Source organism: Halomonas sp. McH1-25 (genome assembly GCF_022348165.1).
Classification (GTDB): Bacteria; Pseudomonadota; Gammaproteobacteria; order Pseudomonadales; family Halomonadaceae; genus Modicisalibacter.
In genome coordinates, this window is record NZ_JAKRFI010000002.1 from 478,063 (window position 1) to 495,602 (window position 17,540).

The window sequence follows — 17,540 nt, forward strand, 5'->3', positions numbered from 1 at the left end:
CGCCATGCTCAAGCCAGCCTTGCGTGGATGGGACGGCCTGCTGGCCGTCCTGCGTTGGACGTCGATGGCGGTGCTGGCATTCATGATGCTGACCATCTGCTACGACGCCATCATGCGCTACTTCTTTGCCGCGCCGACCAGCTGGAGCCTGGAGATCAACTCCTTCCTGCTGGTCTACCTGGCCGTGATCGGCGCGGCCGAGGCGCAGCGCCACGACGCGCATATCCGCATCACCTTCTTCATCGACAAGCTGCCCGTCCGGGTCAAGGCCCTGATCGCCCTGCTGACCGGCCTGATCGGCATGCTGTTCTGCACCATTCTGGTCTGGCGGGGCGGGCTGATGACTTTCCAGTCCTGGGAGTACGGTGAACGGGTGTCGAGCGCCTTCGGCACGCCCATGGTCTACCCCTATGCGCTGTTGCCCATCGGTTTCGGCGCGCTGGCCCTGCAATTCCTGATAGAAACCTGCCAGTCGGCGTATCGGCTCGTCCATCCCGCCGCCGGCAAGGAGGCCTCGCATGCCTGAGACACTCAGCCGCAAACTGATCGGCGCCCACCTCGTCGAGGGCGAGATGGTGCCGGGCCAGGAGATCGCCCTGCGCATGGACCAGGCCCTGCTGCAGGACATCCTGGGGACCCTGGTTATGCTCGAGCTCGATGCCATGGGCATCGAGAGGGTAAAGACCTCGCCCAGCGTGCAATACATCGACCACACCTTGATCCAGCAGGACAATATCAACGCCGATGCCCACCTGTTCCTGAAGAGCGCCTGCGAGCGACTCGGCGTCTGGTACAGCGGCCCCGGCAACGGCATCAGTCATCCCGTGCACATGGAGCGCTTCGGCAAGCCGGGCGACAGCATGGTGGGCTGCGACAGCCACACCACCGCCGCCGGGGCGCTGGGCATGCTGGCCATCGGCGCCGGCGGCATCGAAGTGGCCATGGCCATGGCCGGCGAGCCACTGTACCTGCCCATGCCGCGCATCATCGGCGTCGAACTCACCGGCCGGCTGTCCGACTGGGTCAGTGCCAAGGACATCGTGCTGGAATTGCTCAAGCGGCATGGGGTGTCGGGCGCCAAGAACTGTATTCTCGAATATCATGGGCCGGGACTGGACACGCTGGACGCCATGGATCGCCACGTGCTGGCCAACATGGGCACCGAGATGGGCGCGACCACCAGCGTGTTTCCCAGCGACGAGGTCACTCGCCGCTTCATGGCCTCACGCGGGCGCGAGGCCGAGTGGTCGCCGCTGGCCGCCGATCCGGGCTGCCGTTATGACGTCGACGAGCGTATCGACCTGGCGCAGCTCGAGCCGTTGATCGCACTGCCCTCGAGTCCCGACAAGGTCGTGCCGGTCAGCGAGGTTGCCGGCGAACCGGTCTATCAGGCCTACATCGGCTCCTCGGGCAACCCGGGCTATCGCGACTTCGCGGTGGCCGCCGAGATCGTCAAGGGGCGCAGCGTCGCCAACGGCGTCTCGCTGGACATCAACCCCTCGACGCGCCAGATCCTCGCCGCGCTCATCGACGAAGGCCACCTTTCATCGCTCGTGGCGGCCGGGGCTCGCCTGCACCAGCCGGGCTGCAACGGCTGCATCGGCATGGGCCAGGCGCCGGCGGCGGGGCGCAACAGCCTGCGTACCGTGCCGCGCAACTTTCCAGGGCGCTCCGGCACCCGCGAGGACAGCGTGTTCCTGTGCAGTCCGGAGACCGCCGCCGCCTCGGCGCTGCATGGCGTGATTACCGATCCGCGCACGCTGGACATGACCTATCCGCGGGTGCGCGAGCCCGAGGACATGACCGCCAACGAGCAGATGTTCGTGCCGCCCCTGCCGCCGGAGACGGCGCGGGGCGTGTCGCTGCTCGCGACCGACAACACCCCGCCATTGCCCGCGCTCGAGGCGCTGCCCGAGTCGATCGATGCCCCGGTGCTGCTCAAGGTCGGCGACAACATCTCCACCGATGACATCATGCCGGCGGGCGCCCGGGTACTGCCGATCTGGAGCAATATCCACGCCTCGGCCGAGTTCACCTTCGAGACGGTGGATCCCGGCTACGTGCGCCGTGCCCGGGAGCGTGGCGATGCGGGGCACGTCATCGTCGCCGGCGACAACTACGGGCAGGGCTCGAGCCGCGAGAATGCCGCGCTGGTGCCGCGTTTCCTGGGCTTGCAAGTGGTCATCGCCAGGAGCATCGCTCGTATCCACTGGCAGAACCTGCCGTGCTTCGGCGTGTTGCCGCTGACCTTCGAGGAACCGACAGACCTCGACCGGCTGCAGCAGGGCGACCGCCTGCATATCGTCGGCCTGCGCCAGCAGCTCGCGGCGGGCCAGCGGATCATTGCCACGCTCAACGCTACCGATACGCTCTACCTGCATCATGAGCTCAGTCCCCGGCAGCAGGCGATCCTCTCCCAGGGAGGTGTCATCAACTGGCTGAACGTGGAGGGGCGGACATGACCATCCTGACCCCACCGGCGCGCGTGGACATCGTCGAGGTCGCACCGCGCGACGGTTTCCAGTCGATCCGCGAACCGCTGCCTACCGCCGACAAGATCCGTTGCATCGAGGCATTGATCATGGCCGGCATCACGCGGCTGGAAATCGGCTCGTTCGTCAGCCCCCGGGCCATTCCGCAGATGGCCGATGCCGGCGAGATCGTAGCGCATTTCACCAGGCGACCGGCCATGCGCTTCTCGGCGCTGGTGCCCAACCTGAAGGGCGCGCAACGGGCCCTGGACAGTGGGCTGCGCGAACTGGTCTATGTGGTCTCGGTGTCCGAGTCCCACAATCAGGGTAACGTGCGCCAGAGCGTCGACGCGTCCGTGGCGGGCCTGGCCTCCATCGTGGAATTGCTGCACGAGCGCGACTTGCAGGATGTCGTCTGCCTGCGCCTGGACCTGGGCACCAGCTTCGATTGTCCCTACGAGGGCACCATCGTCTGGCAACAGGTCGATGCGGTGCTCGGCAAGGCGCGGGATGCGGTGCGGGACGTCTCGATGGAAGTCGCGCTGTGCGACACTACCGGACGGGCCTCGCCCTATCAGGTGGCGGATCACTTCACCCGGCTGCGCGAGCGGCATGGCGACGAGAGGCTCAAGTGGGCATTTCACGGTCACGATACCTACGGCATGGGCGTGGCCAACGCGCTGTTTGCCATCCATCATGGCGCGACGGCGCTCGATGCCGCCACGGCGGGGCTGGGTGGCTGCCCCTTCGCGCCCGGCGCGACGGGCAACACCGCCACCGAGGACCTGCTCTATGCATTGCATGGGGGAAAGGTGCATACCGGCGTATCATTGCCGCGCCTGCTCGAGGCGGCCGATCTGATTGCGGCGTTGCCGGACGGACAGACGGCCAGTCATCTCAGGAACGTGCCTCGCGAGCGGGTGGCCTGAGCGTTGATTCACTTTGCTTCAGGATGGGCTGCCGGCCATCCTGAGCTTGTTTCTGCCTTGTCATTCCCGCCATCTGCTCAGGCCTATCTTCCCCCTCTGATCCCTCCTATGCGCAGGCGCTGTATCGTTCGTAAAACAAAACATAACTATATGTGCCGAACAAGGGGTGTAATTAGTACTATATATTGTGTGTGCCCTTTGCATGAACCTTCGGTTGCCTTGACCTGAATCAGACACTAACCGCCTTTTCGATGGCACGATGGGCCGTCTCTCCGTAGGGGCGACACCGAGTTCAGGCTGACGAACACGACTGCCGAATGGGCAGGAGAACGGCATTGCTCGTGGGCGCTTGGCCAATCGCTGAACCATGAACCATCTTTCATCTAGGGGAGCCCACCATGAACTCGCCCACCGAGGCCGCCAGAACGTCCAGCGAGGTGCCTATGCAGACGCCCTCTCAAGCCATATGGGACGCCAAGTACCGGCTCAAGGATCGCCACGGCACGCCGGTGGACAAGGACGTGGCCGATACCTGGGAGCGGGTGGCGCGTGCCCTGGCCGACGTCGAGGGCGAGCAGCGCGATGCCTGGCTGCCCAGGTTCCGCTGGGCGCTGGAGAACGGCGCCATCCCCGCCGGGCGGATCATGTCCAATGCCGGCGCCGAGGATTACAAGCCGGCGGTGAGCCTGATCAACTGCACCGTGTCGCGCACCATCCGTGACTCGATGCACGACATCCTCGGCGCGGTGGTGGATGCCGGCATGACGCTCAAGGCGGGCTGTGTTGCACCTGATACTCTAGTGCTCACTGAGCATGGGGTAGTGACAGCTGAGACTGCAGTGAACGAGCTGCATAAAGAAATGCTCTGCTACGATATCGAGACCCGAAGTTTCGAAATGCGCCCTGTCGAAAAACACATGGCGACTCATGTCCCACGGGAGCAAAATATCGAACTGGTGTCAGGCGGGGCCAGGCTAACCACTTCTATCCATCATCCAGTCCTGGTGCATCGTGACGGCGAGCTAATCTATGTTCCAGCGGGCAAGGTTAGTGAGACTGACGGGCTAGTCCATCATGCGTTCCCTTGGACCGCCGATAAAACAACCTCACTACAAGCCTGGTTTGCAGGAGCCCATCTTGGCGATGGAAGCGCCTACGAAAAAAAAATGCAGTACAAGCCATCTCGTTCTGCATGGGCTGAAAAAGCAAAAGCTGCCGGTATTAGGTTGGTATTCAAGATTCGTGCAGCAGAGCGCGAGGTAGTTGAACAATATGCTTATTTCTTTCGGGACTTCTGTGGATCACAAGCAAAAGTAGTACCTGCATTAACACTCAATGGAACCCCAGTCTGGGATTATACGGTTTCGAGCTTCGAAGCTAGCCGTGCAGCAGATTTGATTGATAACCAGATAGGGAAGAAAGTTCAGGGAACTAAAGTTCCACTCTGGGTAGCACAGCGGCCGGATCGTCATTTTTTACCTTTCCTGGCAGGCTTGATCGATACTGATGGAACCGTGTGCACCAAGAACGGAAATGCCACTATCGCCACGCAGAGCGCAGCTTTTGCAAATGAGTTAAAGAGTCTGTTAGGTCTGTTTGGGGTGAATGCAGGTTTAACTCATAGGTCCGCCCGGAGTCATGTCTATAAAGGTAGGCTAGTCAAGGACAGCGGAGGAGTCGCGTTGAAAATCTCTGACTCCGACTTCCTTTGCTGTGTTGCTAGTTTTATGGCTGACAGTGGCAAGAAGAATCGCATACGCACGTATGCAGCCCAGGCTGGCCAGTACGACTGTTACCAAATGACTTCCGCCTTGACGAAGGCCTTGGCCAATGAGTTTCCTCTGCTAGGCCACCGAGAACGCCAGTTGCTAGGTTTCTACCATGGATATCATAACAATAGCGTGATCAGCAGAGTCTGGCTCGATCGCTGGGAAGAACGCTTCCCACATCTTAATAGCCTGATTTCCTTTGTTCGTACTCTGAGGCCTATTGAAGAAATAAACAGAGGCCTAGAAATTGGAGAGAAGTTTTACGATTTCACAGTAGAGCATCAGCATAACTATTTGGCGGGAAAGAATGGCTTGATGGTTATCCATAATTGCGGCATCGGCTATGAGTTTTCCACCCTGCGCCACAAGGGCGCGTTCGTGTTCGGCGCCGGGGCGGGCACCAACGGTCCGCTGGCGTTCATGGATATCTACGACAAGATGTGCTTCACGGTGGCCTCGGCAGGCGGCCGCCGCGGCGCACAGATGGGCACCTTCGACGTCGGTCATCCGGATGTGCGCGAGTTCATCGAGGCCAAGCGCGAAGCGGGGCGCTTACGCCAGTTCAATCTCAGCCTGCTGATCACCGACGAGTTCATGGAGGCGGTAAAGCACGACGCCGAATGGCCGCTGGTCTTCCCGCTGCACCCGGGCGAGACCGAGGACGTCGGCCCCGACGATGTCATCTACCGCGACTGGCCGGTGATCGAGGAAGGCTACACCGTCGATGCCGAGGGCCGCGTGGCATGCCGCGTCGTCGAGCGCATCCGCGCCCGCGCGCTGTGGGACACCATCATGCGCTCGACCTATGACTTTGCCGAGCCGGGGTTCATCCTGATCGACCAAGTCAACCGCATGAACAACAACTGGTTCTGCGAGGAGATTCGCGCGACCAACCCCTGCGGTGAGCAACCACTACCGCCAGAAGGCGCATGTCTTCTGGGATCAGTCAACCTTACCCGCTTCGTGATCGATCCGTTCGGCGAGAACCCGCGCTTCGACTGGGAGCGTTACTGTCAGGTGGTGACGATCTTCACCCGCATGCTCGACAACGTGGTCGAGATCAGTAGCCTGCCGCTGCCCGGGCAACGCCGCGAGATCGAGGCCAAGCGCCGACACGGCATGGGGTTCCTGGGCTTGGGCTCGACCATGACCATGCTCAAGATGCCTTATGGTTCGCCGGAGTCGCTGGCCTTCACCGAAGAGGTCAGCCAGGTGCTGGCCGTGGAGGGCTGGAAGCAGGCGCTGGAAATTTCCCGTGAAAAGGGCATGGCGCCGATCCTCGCCGAGGAGTTCGAGATCACGCCCAAGATGCTGCGCGAACGGCCGGAACTGGGCCGGGACGGCTACGAGGTTGGCGACCGGGTGCCGGGGCGCATCCTGCATGCCCGTTACAGCCGCTACATGCAGAAGCTCGCCGAGGTGGAGCCGGAGCTGGTCGCGGCGCTGGCCGAGCATGGTGCGCGCTTTACTCATCATTCATCGATCGCACCCACCGGCACCATCAGCCTGTCCTTGGGCAATAACGCCTCCAACGGTATCGAGCCGTCATTCTCGCACCACTACTTCCGCAACGTCATCCAGGCGGGGCGCAAGACCAAGGAGCAGGTCGAGGTGGTGTCCTTCGAGCTGGCGGCCTACCGCCATTTCATCGCGGCGGACGCGGTGGAGAGCGACTTGCCGGATTATTTCATTACCGCCGATGCGGTAACACCCAAGCAGCACGTGGCGGTGCAGGCCGCGGCGCAGACCTGGGTCGACTCGGCGATCTCCAAGACGGTCAACGTACCCACCGAGTTCCCCTTCGAGCAGTTCAAGGACCTTTACCTGGACGCTTACGCCAGCAAGCTCAAGGGCTGTACCACCTTCCGCTTCAACCCCGAGGCCTTCCAGGGCGTGCTGGTGCGCGAGGAGGACCTCAAGGGCACGACTTACGTGTTCGAGCTGGAAAACGGCGAGACGCTGGAACTCAAGGGCGACGAGACGGTGATCTACGACGGCGAGGAGCACAACGCGGCCAATCTGTATGACGCGCTGAAGGAGGGCACCTATGGCAAGTGGTGAGCCAATGCTCTCTCAACAGCCTTGTGACCGGGTCAGCCCCGAACAGTGGAAGCGTTGCGCCACTCAACCATTGTCTGGAGAAGCCAACTGATGGCCGTCGAAATCAACTCCAAGATCATCGCCTACAGCGTCAAGAAGGCGGTTCCCGAAGCGCCGCCGATCCCCGACGAGGATCCGCTCACGGTCCGCATCCCTTCGCGCCCCGAGGGGACGCTGGAAGCAGTATCCGAGAAGATCTCCTATGTCGGCGCCGAGGGGCGGCGCAAGGTCTATTTGCTGGTGTCGTTCATGCCGGTGGAGGGCGTGGTCAATGGCAAGCGGGTGGTCATCGAACGCCCGGTGGAATTCTTCTTTCCCTCCGGTCAGCTCTCCAGCGAACACCAGTGGATCACCGCCACCATGCGCAGCCTGTCGCTGGCTGCGCGCGGCGGCTACGTGACCCAGGCGGTCGCCGACCTGCGCAAGGTGGCTTGGGACAAGGGCTTGGTGCGCTGTGGCATGAACCGCTGGGGCAAGCCCATGTTTCACGATTCCGAGGTGGCGGCGATCGCCTGGTCGATTCAGCAGATCCTCTACCGGCGCGGCTTCCTCGATATCGACGGCCACCAAGTGCCGGTCGACGAGCTGGTTCGCCGTTATGCGCATCGTATGACCCATGGCCACCCCTGGCAGCCGCCGGCCCAGGACGAAGCTGCGCCCAAGGAAGCACCGGCATCGGTCCCAGCTGGCGAAGTGTCCGCCGCCGTCGGCCACTGTCCCGAATGTCGAAGCGAACTGGTAATGATGGATGGTTGCCCGACCTGTACTGGCTGCGGCTGGTCGAAGTGCGGCTGACCAATCGGGGGCATTGCTGACAGGAAAGCGCCGCAACTATGCTGGATCCAACATAAGTTGGGGTGCTTTTATGAAAATCCTCATTCTGGGGGCGGGGCAGATCGGTAGCAACCTGGCGGAACATCTCGTGCAGGAAGGGCACGACATCACGGTCGTCGACACCGCCTGCGATCTTCTGGATGAGTTGAATGTCAGCCTGGACATACGCACGGTGGCGGGCAAGGCCTCTCATCCCAGCGTGCTGCGGGCAGCCGGGTGCGAGGACGCGGACCTGCTGATCGCCGTGACCAATTCCGACGAGATCAACATGTTGGCCTGTGAGGTCGCCAACGCGCTCTTTCAGACCCCGACCAAGATCGCGCGGGTGCGCGACAAGGACTACCTCGGCCAAAAGGCACTGTTCTCGCCTAAGGCGGTGCCTGTGGACGTAATCATAAGCCCCGAGCAACTGGTCACCGACAATATCTTCAGTCTTTTCGAATATCCCGGCTCTCTGCAGGTTCTGGACTTTGCGGATGGCCGAGTCCAGCTCGTGGCCGTCAGGGCGGTCGAAGGCGGCCCTCTGATCGGTCAGAAACTGGCCACCATCGGCCGCCATCTACCCAATGTGGAAACACGGGTAGCGGCCATTTACCGACAAGGTGAGGCCATCATTCCCCATGGCAGTACCATTGTCGAAAAGGATGACGAAGTGTTTTTCCTGGCCTCGCGTCAGGATACCCCTACGGTGATGCATGAACTCGGCAAGGCCGAGCGGGGTTATCGGCGGATTACCATCGCGGGGGGAGGCAATATCGGCGAGCGACTGGCGGAAAAGCTGGAAGACCGCCATCAGGTCAAGCTCATCGAGGCCGACGAGGCGCGGTGCCGTTATCTGGCGGAGCGCCTCAAGCACACCGTGGTCCTGCATGGACGTTCGACACGCAAGCGCCTGCTCGTGGAAGAGAGCATCGAGGATTGCGATATCTTCTGTGCCCTGACCAACAGCGACGAGGACAATATCATGTCGTCACTGTTGGCCAAGCGGCTCGGGGCGCACAAGGTGCTGACGTTGATCACCGACCCGGCCTATGTGGATCTTCTTCAGGGCGGCGATATCGACGTGGCCGTGTCACCCCAGCAGGTCACCATCGGTAGCATCCTGGCTTACATCCGGCGTGGCGACATGGTCAAGGCGTATTCGCTACGACGGGGGGCGGCAGAGGCGATCGAAGCGGTGGCGCATGGCGATGCCAAGACCTCCCGGCTCGTCGGGTGCAGGCTCGACGCCATCAAGTTGCCCGAGGGTGTCACTATCGGCGCCGTCATTCGCGGTGACGATATCATGATGGAGCATCGAGATATCTGCATCGAGACGGACGATCACCTGATTCTGTTCCTTACCGACAAGCGTCGCCTGCATGACGTAGAGCGATTGTTCCAGGTCGGCTTGTCCTACTTCTAGCTGCCTTGGTCCATGATCCGGTCGTCCGAAAGGAGTGTGGCCGCACTATACGAACGCCTGCTGGGCGACTGTTGCGTTAGGTCATGTTCGGTGTGATCGGTCAGGCAGTGTTTCGCTCCGCGTCATCCATAGGAAGTCAATTAAACTTGCTAATGTATGCTATTTTTTTAAATAGTGTATACAGTTAAGACGCGATACATTTCGACCAACGACAACACGCTGGCTGCCAGATACCGAGCCACACGGACGGCAGCGTCCCCTTAGCTGGATCGAGGAGGTCCTATGATGAAATCGTTCGTTGCCATCCTGTCGGTGGGCAGCGTCCTGGCCATGTCGTCCACCGCTTTTGCCGTGGATGGCGAAACGCTCTTCAAGACCAAGGCCTGTGCCGCCTGCCATGCCATCGATGCCAAGATGGTCGGGCCGGCGTATACCGATGTGGCCGCCAAGTATGATGGACAGGACGATGCCGTTGCGATTCTGGTTGACAGTATTCTGCATGGCAGCCAAGGCAAGTGGGGACCGATCCCCATGCCACCGAATCCCTCCGTGACCGAGGAAGAGGCCAATACCCTGGCGGAGTGGATCCTCGAGCAGTAACGCATTGCCCATACTTAGGAAAGTCTCGAAAGGGCACCGGTCGGTGCCCTTTCGTTCGTCACGGCTCGAGGATGCGAATCTCGCGATTCCAGCGGGTCATGAATACCTTACGGCGCAGCGGGTCGACGAACGCCAACAGCGAGGCGTTGATCGGGATCGGGTAGAGGCGCTCGCCGACCTGATCGCGCAGGCGTTGGGCGGTGTAGGGGCCGATGACCTCGGGCAGTACGCTGAACAGCGGTGTGCTGCCGGCGAGGATGCGCTGGCCCTCGACGCTGAGCAGAAAGTCGACGAATGCCTTGGCGGCCATCGGGTGCGGCGCGTCACGATGCACGAAGGCCATGCGCATCATCACCAGCGCATAGTCCTGGGGCACCTGCACGATCACTTCCGGATGGGTCTGCGCCCAGTGCATGGCATAGGAACCCAGCAGGTTGTAGCCCACCCAGTATCTGCCTTCGGTCAGGCCATCGAGCATCGCCTGGGTGTTGTCCTCCAGGCTGACCTCGGCGGCGCCCATGGCGGCGACCAGATCCCAGAAGCGTGGCGAGTAGCGCGCGTCCTGCTGGAACAGGGTGTAGCCGACCCCGCTGCGGCCCGGCGAATAGGTCGTCACGCGCCCGCGGAGAAGCTCTTGGTGCGTGGTGAGGATGGTGTGCAGGTCGGCATGCGTCGTGGGCGGAATCATGTGGCGTACCAGGTCGAGCCGATAGACGGTGACGATGGGCTCGAAGGTGAAACCGAACACTTCGTTGCGCCACTTGGCCCACTGCGGCCAGCGGCGGGCCGCCGGGCTGACCAGCGGCTGGGCCAGGCCCTCGTTGACCCGCGCCAGCTGCCAGGGCATGGCGGAGCTGATCACCACGTCGGGAGCCGGACGGACCTCGCGGGCGCGCCGGTCGACCTCCAGCGTCGAACGGTCGTTGTATTCCAACGCAATATCGGGGTGCACACGCTCGAAGGCCTCGAGCAGCGGGGCGATGACCTGGCGGTCCAGGGCGGCCTCGACCACCAGGGGTGTCCTGGCCTGGGCCAATGCAGCGAGCGGCATCAGGCTGGCCAGCAACAGGCAGAATATCCAGCGGTGCAGCATGTCAGGTCTCCTTGGGCAACGCCGGAAAGCGGATATCGATTCTCAGGCCATGGCCCGGGGCATTGTGCACGTCCAGGCTGGCATCGTGGCGTCGGGCGATGGAGTCGACGATGGCCAGGCCGAGGCCTGAGCCCTGGGTGTCCTGACGTCCACCACGTTCGAAGGGCTGATGCAGGCGACCGAGCAGGTCGTCGCTCACGCCGGGACCGTCGTCCTCGATGCTGAGCGTCACGCTGCCGGGCTGGCGCTCCAGCCCCAGGGTGATCACGCTGCCCGGCGGCGTGTAGCGCAGGGCATTGTCGATCAGGTTGCCGATCATCTCCTGCAGCGACCAGGGCTCGCCCTGGATGAACACCGGCGCCTCGGGGAGTGGCGCCAGGCCCAGGTCATGGCGCTGGGCGACGTCGCGCTCGGCCCACTGCATGACCGTATCGCGCAGCAGGGGCGCCAGATCGACCGTGTCCCGTGTACCCTCGCTGGCATGGCGCAGACGGGCCAGGCTCAGCAACTGGCCGGCCAGGCGGCTGGTGCGTGCCGCACTGTCGTGGACGGTCTCCAGGGCGTGGCGCCAGACGCCGGGTTGCTCACTCTGCAGCGCGAGCTCGCTGGTGCTCTGCAGGCCGGCGAGCGGCGTCTTGAGCTGGTGGCTGGCATCGGCAGTAAAACGCAGCAGGGCGTCGCGACCCTCGCGCTGGCGGGCGAGCAATGCGTTGAGGGTATCCGCCATGTCGTAAAGCTCGCCGGGTACGCGCGCATGCAACGGGCTGACGTCGTCGGCATCGCGTTGACGCAGCAACTGGCGCAGCCGGCGCACCGGGCCGAGCGCGGTTCGGATGGCCAGCAGCATCAGCAGGCCGGCAACCAGTACCATGGACAAAAAGCGGGTCAGGGTCCGCACGAACAGGTCGCCGGCCAGCGCCTCGCGCCCCGACAGGGTATGCCCGACCCAGATCTGCACCGGGTCCAGCGACTCCCAGCCGGCCGAGGTCAGTTCGCGGCCATGCAGACGGATGGGCGTGTCATGGTGGTGGACGGTCATCGACACTGGCGCGGTCTGGGCCAGGCGCTGCCACTCCGTTTTGACGGCGCCGTTCAGGTTGCCGGTCACCTCGTGGCCGGCTGCATCGAGGATGGCGTAGAACACCCGCTCCTGCTGGTCGGTAGCCAGGATCTGAAAGGCAGCCGCCGGCATCTCCACGATCGGGCGGCCGTCCTGCCACTGGATCGCCTCGGCGATGGTCAGGCCCGCCGCCTCGAGCTGACTGTCGTAGGCGCGGTCGGCCGCACGCTGTGCGCTGGTATAGGCCTCGACCAGCAGGAACGCGCCCAGTACGCCGACAGTGGCCAGCAGCCAGACGCCCAGGCGCCGCTTCAGCGTGCCGTCGACGACGATCACGTCGGGTCATCCTCCAGGCGATAACCCAGCCCGCGCAGGGTACGGATGCGCAGCCCGCTGCCCTGGAGGCGCTTGCGCAAGCGGCTGATGTACACCTCCAGGGCGTTGGAGCCTACGTCGCCGAAGCCGAACAGGCGGTTCTCGAGCATTTCCCGGGGGGCGATGCGCCCTGCATGCAGCAGCAGGCCTTCCAGCAGGCCGAGTTCACGACGCGGCAGGGCCAGGGGCTCGCCGTGCAGTGTGGCCGTCCCCGTGGCCGGATCGAAGCACAGTGGGCCGAACTGCAGGCGGTTGTCGGTGCGCTGCTGGCTGCGGCGCAGCAGGGCGCGTACCCGGGCCTCGAGTTCGGCCAGCGAGAACGGTTTGGCCAGATAGTCGTCGGCGCCCAGGTCGAGCCCACGTACGCGCTCGTCGACGCCGTCGCGGGCGGTGAGGATCAGCACCGGCGTGGTGTCGCTGCGTTCGCGCAGCGCGGCGAGCAGCATCAGGCCGTTGCCGTCGGGCAAGCCCAGATCGAGCACGACCAGGTCGAAGTGGCCATGCGCCAGGGCCGCCCGGGCCTCGCTCAACCGCGAGAACGTCTCGACGGTATTGCCCAACGGGCCGAGGGCCTGTTCGAGGGAGCGGGCGATCAACGGGTCGTCTTCGACGATAAGCAGGCGCATTGGACCAAAGTCTCACGGGAATGAGGCGTGGATGACAGGTTGATGAAAGGTTGGGTCCCTAGCATCTCTCGTGTCATCGACGCGATGACGGCAGGGAGGGGAAGCCCCTCGCATTCACAATAAAGAAACAGGAGTCCGCCATGAAATTCAACTCGGCATTCCGCCACTGGTCCTCGCTGCTGGTGCTCAGCGGCGCGCTGGCGGCCGGCACGGCCCAGGCCCAATCCGACGCTTCCGAGTGTATCGCACCGGCCAAGCCGGGCGGTGGTTACGACCTGACCTGCCGCCTCGCGGCCAACGGTCTGCAGGAGACCGGGCTGATCGACAAGCCGATGATGGTCAGCTATATGCCGGGCGGCATCGGCGCCGTGGCCTACAACCATGTCAACGGTGTGCGTAGCGACGATCCTAACCTGATCGTGGCGGCAAGTACCGGTGCCGCCGTCAATCTGGCGCTGGGCAAGTTCGGCCAGTACGACGCCGACGAAGTGCGCTGGCTGGGTGCGCTGGGCGCCGACTACGGCGCCATCGTGGTCAAGGCCGATGCGCCGTGGCAGACCCTCGACGAGTTGATGAAGGACCTCAAGAGCCAGCCGGGCAAGATCGTCTTCGGTGCCGGTGGTACCGTGGGTAGCCAGGACTGGATGAAAGCGGCGCTGACCGCCAAGGCGGCGGACATCTCACCGCGCGATCTGCGCTATGTGGCCTTCGAGGGTGGCGGTGAATCGCTGGCTGCGCTGCTGGGTGATCATATCCAGGTCTTCACCGGCGACATGTCGGAACTGCGTCCGCATCTGGAAAGCGGCAAGATCCGCGTGCTGGCCTCGCTGTCCGAAGAGCGCCTGGGCGGGCCCTATGCCGACATCCCCACTGCCGCCGAGCAGGGCTACGACGTGCAGTGGCCGATCTGGCGCGGCTACTACATGGGCCCGGAGGTCAGCGATGAGGCCTATCAGGAATGGGTGAACAAACTCGAGACGCTGTCCGAGAAGGAGGAGTTCATCGAATTGCGCGACGCGCGCGGACTGTTCCCGATGTCGCGCTTCGGCGATGACTTCGACAGCTACGTCAAGGACCAGGTCGCCCAGTTCAAGCAACTCGCCAACGAAGTGGGTCTGACACAATGAAACTCGCCGCCGACCGCATCCTGGGACTCGCCCTGATCGGTCTGGCGGCGTTTGCCGCCGCCCAGGCCGCCAACCTGCAGATCCCTTTCAGCTACGAACCCGTCGGACCCAAGGCCTTCCCTATCGTGTTGTCGGTGGTGCTGGCCGCATTGTCCCTGGTGCTGGTGTTTCGCCCGGGCGAGAACGGCCATTGGCCTGACAAGGCGCTGTCACTGAAGCTGCTGGCGGTGCTGGGCGTGCTGCTGGTCTATGCACTGCTGTTCACGCGCCTGGGGTTCATCGTGACCACCTTCTTTGCGGTACTGGCCCTGGCCCGGCTGTTCGAGGCGACCTGGCTCAAGGCGCTGATTGCCGCGGTGCTGATGTCGCTGGGCAGCTACTACCTGTTCACCCAAGGACTGGGAATTTCCTTGCCAGGCGGCTACTGGCTGGCCGATTTCATCTGAGGAGCCCGGCATGTTCGATTTTCTGATAGACGGTTTCGGCGTGGCATTGAGCCCCCTCAACCTGGGGCTGGCTTTTCTGGGCGCACTACTCGGCACGCTGTTCGGTGCGTTGCCGGGCATCGGCCCGATCAACGGCATCGCCATTCTCATGCCGCTGGCCTATACGCTCGGCCTGCCGGCCGAGTCGGCGCTGATCCTGCTGGCCGGGGTGTACACCGGCGCGGAGTACGGCGGGCGCATGTCGAGCATTCTGCTCAACGTGCCCGGCGACGCCGGTGCGGTGATGACCACGCTCGACGGCCACCCGCTGGCCAAGAAGGGCCTGGCCGGGCCCGCGCTGGGCCTGTCTGCGGTGAGCTCGTTCGTCGGGGCAACCATCGCCATCATTGGTCTGACCCTGTTCGCACCGCTGCTTGCTCGGGTGGCCGTGATGTTCGGCCCCGCCGAGTTCTTCGCACTGATGGTATTTGCCTTCGCCTCGATGGCGGTGATGATGGGCAAGGATCCGATCAAGACCGCCATCGGTGCGGTACTCGGCGTGATGATCGCCATGGTGGGCGTGGATTCCGGTACCGGCGTGCTGCGCTACACCTTCGGCATGGCCGAACTCTACGATGGCATCGATTTCGTGGTGATGATCATCGGCCTGTTCGCGATCAGCGAGATCCTGCTGATGCTCGAGCACGCCAATCGCAAGGACGCCAGCGACGAGATGCCGCCGCTGGGCCGGGTGATGGTCAGCCTGAAGGAGGTGCTGCACTGCAAGTGGACCATGCTGCGCTGCGGGCTGATCGGGTTCATCGTCGGCGTGTTGCCGGGCACCGGCGCCTCCGTGGCCGGCGCAGTCTCGTATACCACCGAAAAGCGCCTCTCCGACAAGGAAGGTACCTTCGGTACCGGTAACATGCGCGGTCTGGCCGCGCCCGAGGCGGCCAACAATGCCGCGGCGGCGGGCTCCTTCGTGCCCATGCTGACGCTGGGCATTCCGGGCTCCGGCACCACGGCGGTACTGCTCGGCGCGCTGATGCTCTACAACATCACGCCCGGCCCGATGATGTTCACCGAGCGCCCCGAGGTGGCCGGTGGCCTGATCGCCTCGCTGTACATCGGCAACGTGGTGCTGCTGGCGCTCAACCTGCCACTGGCGGGGCTGTTCGCCAAGGTATTGACCATCCCGCGCTGGGTGCTGGTACCGGGTATCGCCATCCTGGCCTTCGCCGGCGTCTACCAGCTGCACTCCGACCTGATGGCCATCTACCTGATGCTGATCATCGGCGTGTTCGGCTATCTGCTGCGCAAGCTGGGCTTCTCGCTGGCACCAGTGATTCTCGGCTACGTGCTCGGCGGGCTGATGGAGGACAACCTGCGTCGCGCCCTGTCGATCAGTGGCGGGGATATCGGCATCCTGTGGCAGTCCGGCATCTCGCTGGGGCTGTGGATCGCCGCAGTACTGCTGCTGGTGTTGCCATGGCTAGTGCCGAAGCTGTTGCCGCGCAAGTCGCTGGACGGCGTCTGATACTTGCCGCATCCTCTGGCGGCGCTGGGCCCGGGATCGGTATGCCTCCGATCCCGGGCTCTGTGCTTTCAATGACCACATGACAGAGGGGTTGCCTTGATTGGCACGATCAAAGGCCGGTGCGTCGCGACCGGCAAATTGCTTCCTACACTCGCCATCGGGGCTGTCGGTGGCAGCATCGCCTATGCGCTCGAGATTCCCTTGCCCTGGCTGTTGGGCGCGCTGATCGCGACCACTGTACTCAGCCTGGGCGGCGTGCGGCTACGTGCGCCCACCACGTCGCGCAAGGCAGTGCTGGTGGTGATCGGAGTGATGCTCGGCGCGGCGTTCACCCCCGACATGACCGGCGACGTGGCCCTATGGAGCACGAGCCTAGTCCTGATGCTGTTGACCACGGCGGTGATGATGGCGTTCTCAGTATGGTTCGGCCGGCGCATTGCCGGCTACTCCATGGATACCGCGATGTACTCGGGGGTCCCCGGTGGGGTGTCGGCGGTGACCATGATGGCGGCAGATTCACAGGCCGACCTGCGCGTAGTGGGGCTGACCCATGCGGTGCGCATTCTGGTCTTGCTATTGGCTATCCCGCCGGTACTTAGCCTGATTGGCCATGTCAACGTACAGTCTCGGGCAATGAGCCTGGCCGAGTGGCTATCCATGCCGGCCTTCGGCGATACCTTGCTGCTGATCGGGGCCGGCGTGATCGGCATGTGGCTGGGGCGACGCCTGCACCTGCCCAACCCGTTGCTGTTCGGACCGGTCCTGCTGTCCGGTGCACTGCACGTGACCGGCGTGACCGAGGCGGCCATCCCGCCGACCATCGTTGCGCTGGCGCAGATCATCATCGGCGTCTCGGTCGGGGTGCGTTTCGGGGGAACGTCGCTGGCGACGGTGGGAGTGAACCTGTTGATGGCGGTGCTTCAGGCGGTGGCGCTGCTGCTGATCGCCATCGCCGCCGCCTGGCTGGTGCATGCGCTCACCGGTTATTCGGCGGCCGCGGCACTGCTGGCCTACATGCCGGGCGGGGCGCCCGAGCTTAGCCTGGTGGCGCTGTCACTGGGCATCGATCCGGCTTTCGTGACGTCTCACCATCTGCTGCGTATCACGGTTCTGATCATGGTGATGCCGCTGTTACTGCGAGTCTTCCAGCGTCGCCGGGTGTAAATGGCCCGGCAGACGCATGGCAGGG

Annotated in this window: 14 protein-coding genes; 11 read left to right on the forward strand and 3 right to left on the reverse strand. The window is 63.5% G+C overall.

What is annotated here, in order from left to right; translation table 11 throughout:
- Nucleotides 1-4: 4 nt before the first annotated feature.
- From MHM84_RS08645 to MHM84_RS08675, 7 genes are all read left to right on the forward strand, one after another.
- Nucleotides 5-526 carry a TRAP transporter small permease gene (locus MHM84_RS08645; protein ID WP_239264897.1) on the forward strand — a complete coding sequence of 174 codons (522 nt, stop codon included), beginning with the start codon at nucleotides 5-7 and terminating at the stop codon, nucleotides 524-526.
- A complete protein-coding gene (locus MHM84_RS08650) occupies nucleotides 519-2,462 on the forward strand; it encodes an aconitate hydratase (protein ID WP_239264899.1) in 1,944 nt (647 codons plus the stop codon). Before MHM84_RS08645 ends, MHM84_RS08650 begins: the two co-directional genes overlap by 8 nt.
- Nucleotides 2,459-3,400: a hydroxymethylglutaryl-CoA lyase gene (locus tag MHM84_RS08655; RefSeq protein WP_239264901.1), complete on the forward strand. Its 942-nt coding sequence runs from the start codon at nucleotides 2,459-2,461 to the stop codon at nucleotides 3,398-3,400. Before MHM84_RS08650 ends, MHM84_RS08655 begins: the two co-directional genes overlap by 4 nt.
- A gap of 398 nt (nucleotides 3,401-3,798) precedes the next feature.
- Complete coding sequence (locus MHM84_RS08660; protein WP_239264903.1) at nucleotides 3,799-7,230, forward strand: adenosylcobalamin-dependent ribonucleoside-diphosphate reductase; 3,432 nt, start codon at nucleotides 3,799-3,801, stop codon at nucleotides 7,228-7,230.
- A gap of 90 nt (nucleotides 7,231-7,320) precedes the next feature.
- The gene (locus MHM84_RS08665) at nucleotides 7,321-8,064 is read left to right on the forward strand and encodes a ribonucleoside-diphosphate reductase (protein WP_239264905.1); all 744 of its coding nucleotides are present in this window, start codon (nucleotides 7,321-7,323) and stop codon (nucleotides 8,062-8,064) included.
- A gap of 70 nt (nucleotides 8,065-8,134) precedes the next feature.
- The gene (gene trkA, locus MHM84_RS08670) at nucleotides 8,135-9,508 is read left to right on the forward strand and encodes a Trk system potassium transporter TrkA (protein ID WP_239264907.1); all 1,374 of its coding nucleotides are present in this window, start codon (nucleotides 8,135-8,137) and stop codon (nucleotides 9,506-9,508) included.
- Nucleotides 9,509-9,793: 285 nt separating this feature from the next.
- The gene (locus MHM84_RS08675; RefSeq protein WP_239264910.1) at nucleotides 9,794-10,108 is read left to right on the forward strand and encodes a c-type cytochrome; all 315 of its coding nucleotides are present in this window, start codon (nucleotides 9,794-9,796) and stop codon (nucleotides 10,106-10,108) included.
- A 58-nt stretch (nucleotides 10,109-10,166) separates the two neighbouring features.
- Here MHM84_RS08675 and MHM84_RS08680 read toward each other — a convergent pair whose 3' ends face one another.
- The 3 genes from MHM84_RS08680 to MHM84_RS08690 are packed head-to-tail and all read right to left on the reverse strand — an operon-like array spanning nucleotide 10,167 to nucleotide 13,262.
- Nucleotides 10,167-11,201, reverse strand: a complete 1,035-nt coding sequence (locus MHM84_RS08680) for an ABC transporter substrate-binding protein (protein WP_239264912.1) — start codon at nucleotides 11,199-11,201, stop codon at nucleotides 10,167-10,169.
- 1 nt (nucleotide 11,202) lies between these two features.
- A complete protein-coding gene (locus MHM84_RS08685) occupies nucleotides 11,203-12,597 on the reverse strand; it encodes a sensor histidine kinase (protein ID WP_239264914.1) in 1,395 nt (464 codons plus the stop codon).
- Nucleotides 12,594-13,262: a response regulator gene (locus MHM84_RS08690; RefSeq protein WP_239264916.1), complete on the reverse strand. Its 669-nt coding sequence runs from the start codon at nucleotides 13,260-13,262 to the stop codon at nucleotides 12,594-12,596. The genes MHM84_RS08685 and MHM84_RS08690 overlap by 4 nt, the downstream gene beginning before the upstream one ends.
- 140 nt (nucleotides 13,263-13,402) lie before the next feature.
- On the opposite strand from MHM84_RS08690, the gene MHM84_RS08695 reads away from it, so the two are divergent.
- The 4 genes from MHM84_RS08695 to MHM84_RS08710 all read left to right on the forward strand — a co-directional run bounded on the left by MHM84_RS08695 (nucleotide 13,403) and on the right by MHM84_RS08710 (nucleotide 17,515).
- The gene (locus MHM84_RS08695; RefSeq protein WP_239264918.1) at nucleotides 13,403-14,389 is read left to right on the forward strand and encodes a tripartite tricarboxylate transporter substrate binding protein; all 987 of its coding nucleotides are present in this window, start codon (nucleotides 13,403-13,405) and stop codon (nucleotides 14,387-14,389) included.
- Nucleotides 14,386-14,835 (forward strand): tripartite tricarboxylate transporter TctB family protein, encoded by a 450-nt coding sequence (locus MHM84_RS08700; protein ID WP_239264920.1) that lies wholly within the window; start codon nucleotides 14,386-14,388, stop codon nucleotides 14,833-14,835. Before MHM84_RS08695 ends, MHM84_RS08700 begins: the two co-directional genes overlap by 4 nt.
- Before the next feature lie 10 nt (nucleotides 14,836-14,845).
- On the forward strand, nucleotides 14,846-16,351 hold the full coding sequence (locus tag MHM84_RS08705) for a tripartite tricarboxylate transporter permease (RefSeq protein ID WP_239264922.1): 1,506 nt from the start codon (nucleotides 14,846-14,848) through the stop codon (nucleotides 16,349-16,351).
- A gap of 138 nt (nucleotides 16,352-16,489) precedes the next feature.
- Nucleotides 16,490-17,515, forward strand: a complete 1,026-nt coding sequence (locus tag MHM84_RS08710) for an AbrB family transcriptional regulator (RefSeq protein ID WP_239264924.1) — start codon at nucleotides 16,490-16,492, stop codon at nucleotides 17,513-17,515.
- Nucleotides 17,516-17,540: the final 25 nt, after the last annotated feature.

Excerpts from the sequence above, each read along its gene's own strand:
- MHM84_RS08645 (WP_239264897.1), top strand. The coding sequence starts at position 5 with ATGCTCAAGCCAGCCTTGCGTGGATGGGACGGCCTGCTGGCCGTCCTG.
- MHM84_RS08650 (WP_239264899.1), top strand. The coding sequence starts at position 519 with ATGCCTGAGACACTCAGCCGCAAACTGATCGGCGCCCACCTCGTCGAG.
- MHM84_RS08655 (WP_239264901.1), top strand. The coding sequence starts at position 2,459 with ATGACCATCCTGACCCCACCGGCGCGCGTGGACATCGTCGAGGTCGCA.
- MHM84_RS08660 (WP_239264903.1), top strand. The coding sequence starts at position 3,799 with ATGAACTCGCCCACCGAGGCCGCCAGAACGTCCAGCGAGGTGCCTATG.
- MHM84_RS08665 (WP_239264905.1), top strand. The coding sequence starts at position 7,321 with ATGGCCGTCGAAATCAACTCCAAGATCATCGCCTACAGCGTCAAGAAG.
- trkA (WP_239264907.1), top strand. The coding sequence starts at position 8,135 with ATGAAAATCCTCATTCTGGGGGCGGGGCAGATCGGTAGCAACCTGGCG.
- MHM84_RS08675 (WP_239264910.1), top strand. The coding sequence starts at position 9,794 with ATGAAATCGTTCGTTGCCATCCTGTCGGTGGGCAGCGTCCTGGCCATG.
- MHM84_RS08680 (WP_239264912.1), bottom strand. The coding sequence starts at position 11,201 with ATGCTGCACCGCTGGATATTCTGCCTGTTGCTGGCCAGCCTGATGCCG.
- MHM84_RS08690 (WP_239264916.1), bottom strand. The coding sequence starts at position 13,262 with ATGCGCCTGCTTATCGTCGAAGACGACCCGTTGATCGCCCGCTCCCTC.
- MHM84_RS08695 (WP_239264918.1), top strand. The coding sequence starts at position 13,403 with ATGAAATTCAACTCGGCATTCCGCCACTGGTCCTCGCTGCTGGTGCTC.
- MHM84_RS08700 (WP_239264920.1), top strand. The coding sequence starts at position 14,386 with ATGAAACTCGCCGCCGACCGCATCCTGGGACTCGCCCTGATCGGTCTG.
- MHM84_RS08705 (WP_239264922.1), top strand. The coding sequence starts at position 14,846 with ATGTTCGATTTTCTGATAGACGGTTTCGGCGTGGCATTGAGCCCCCTC.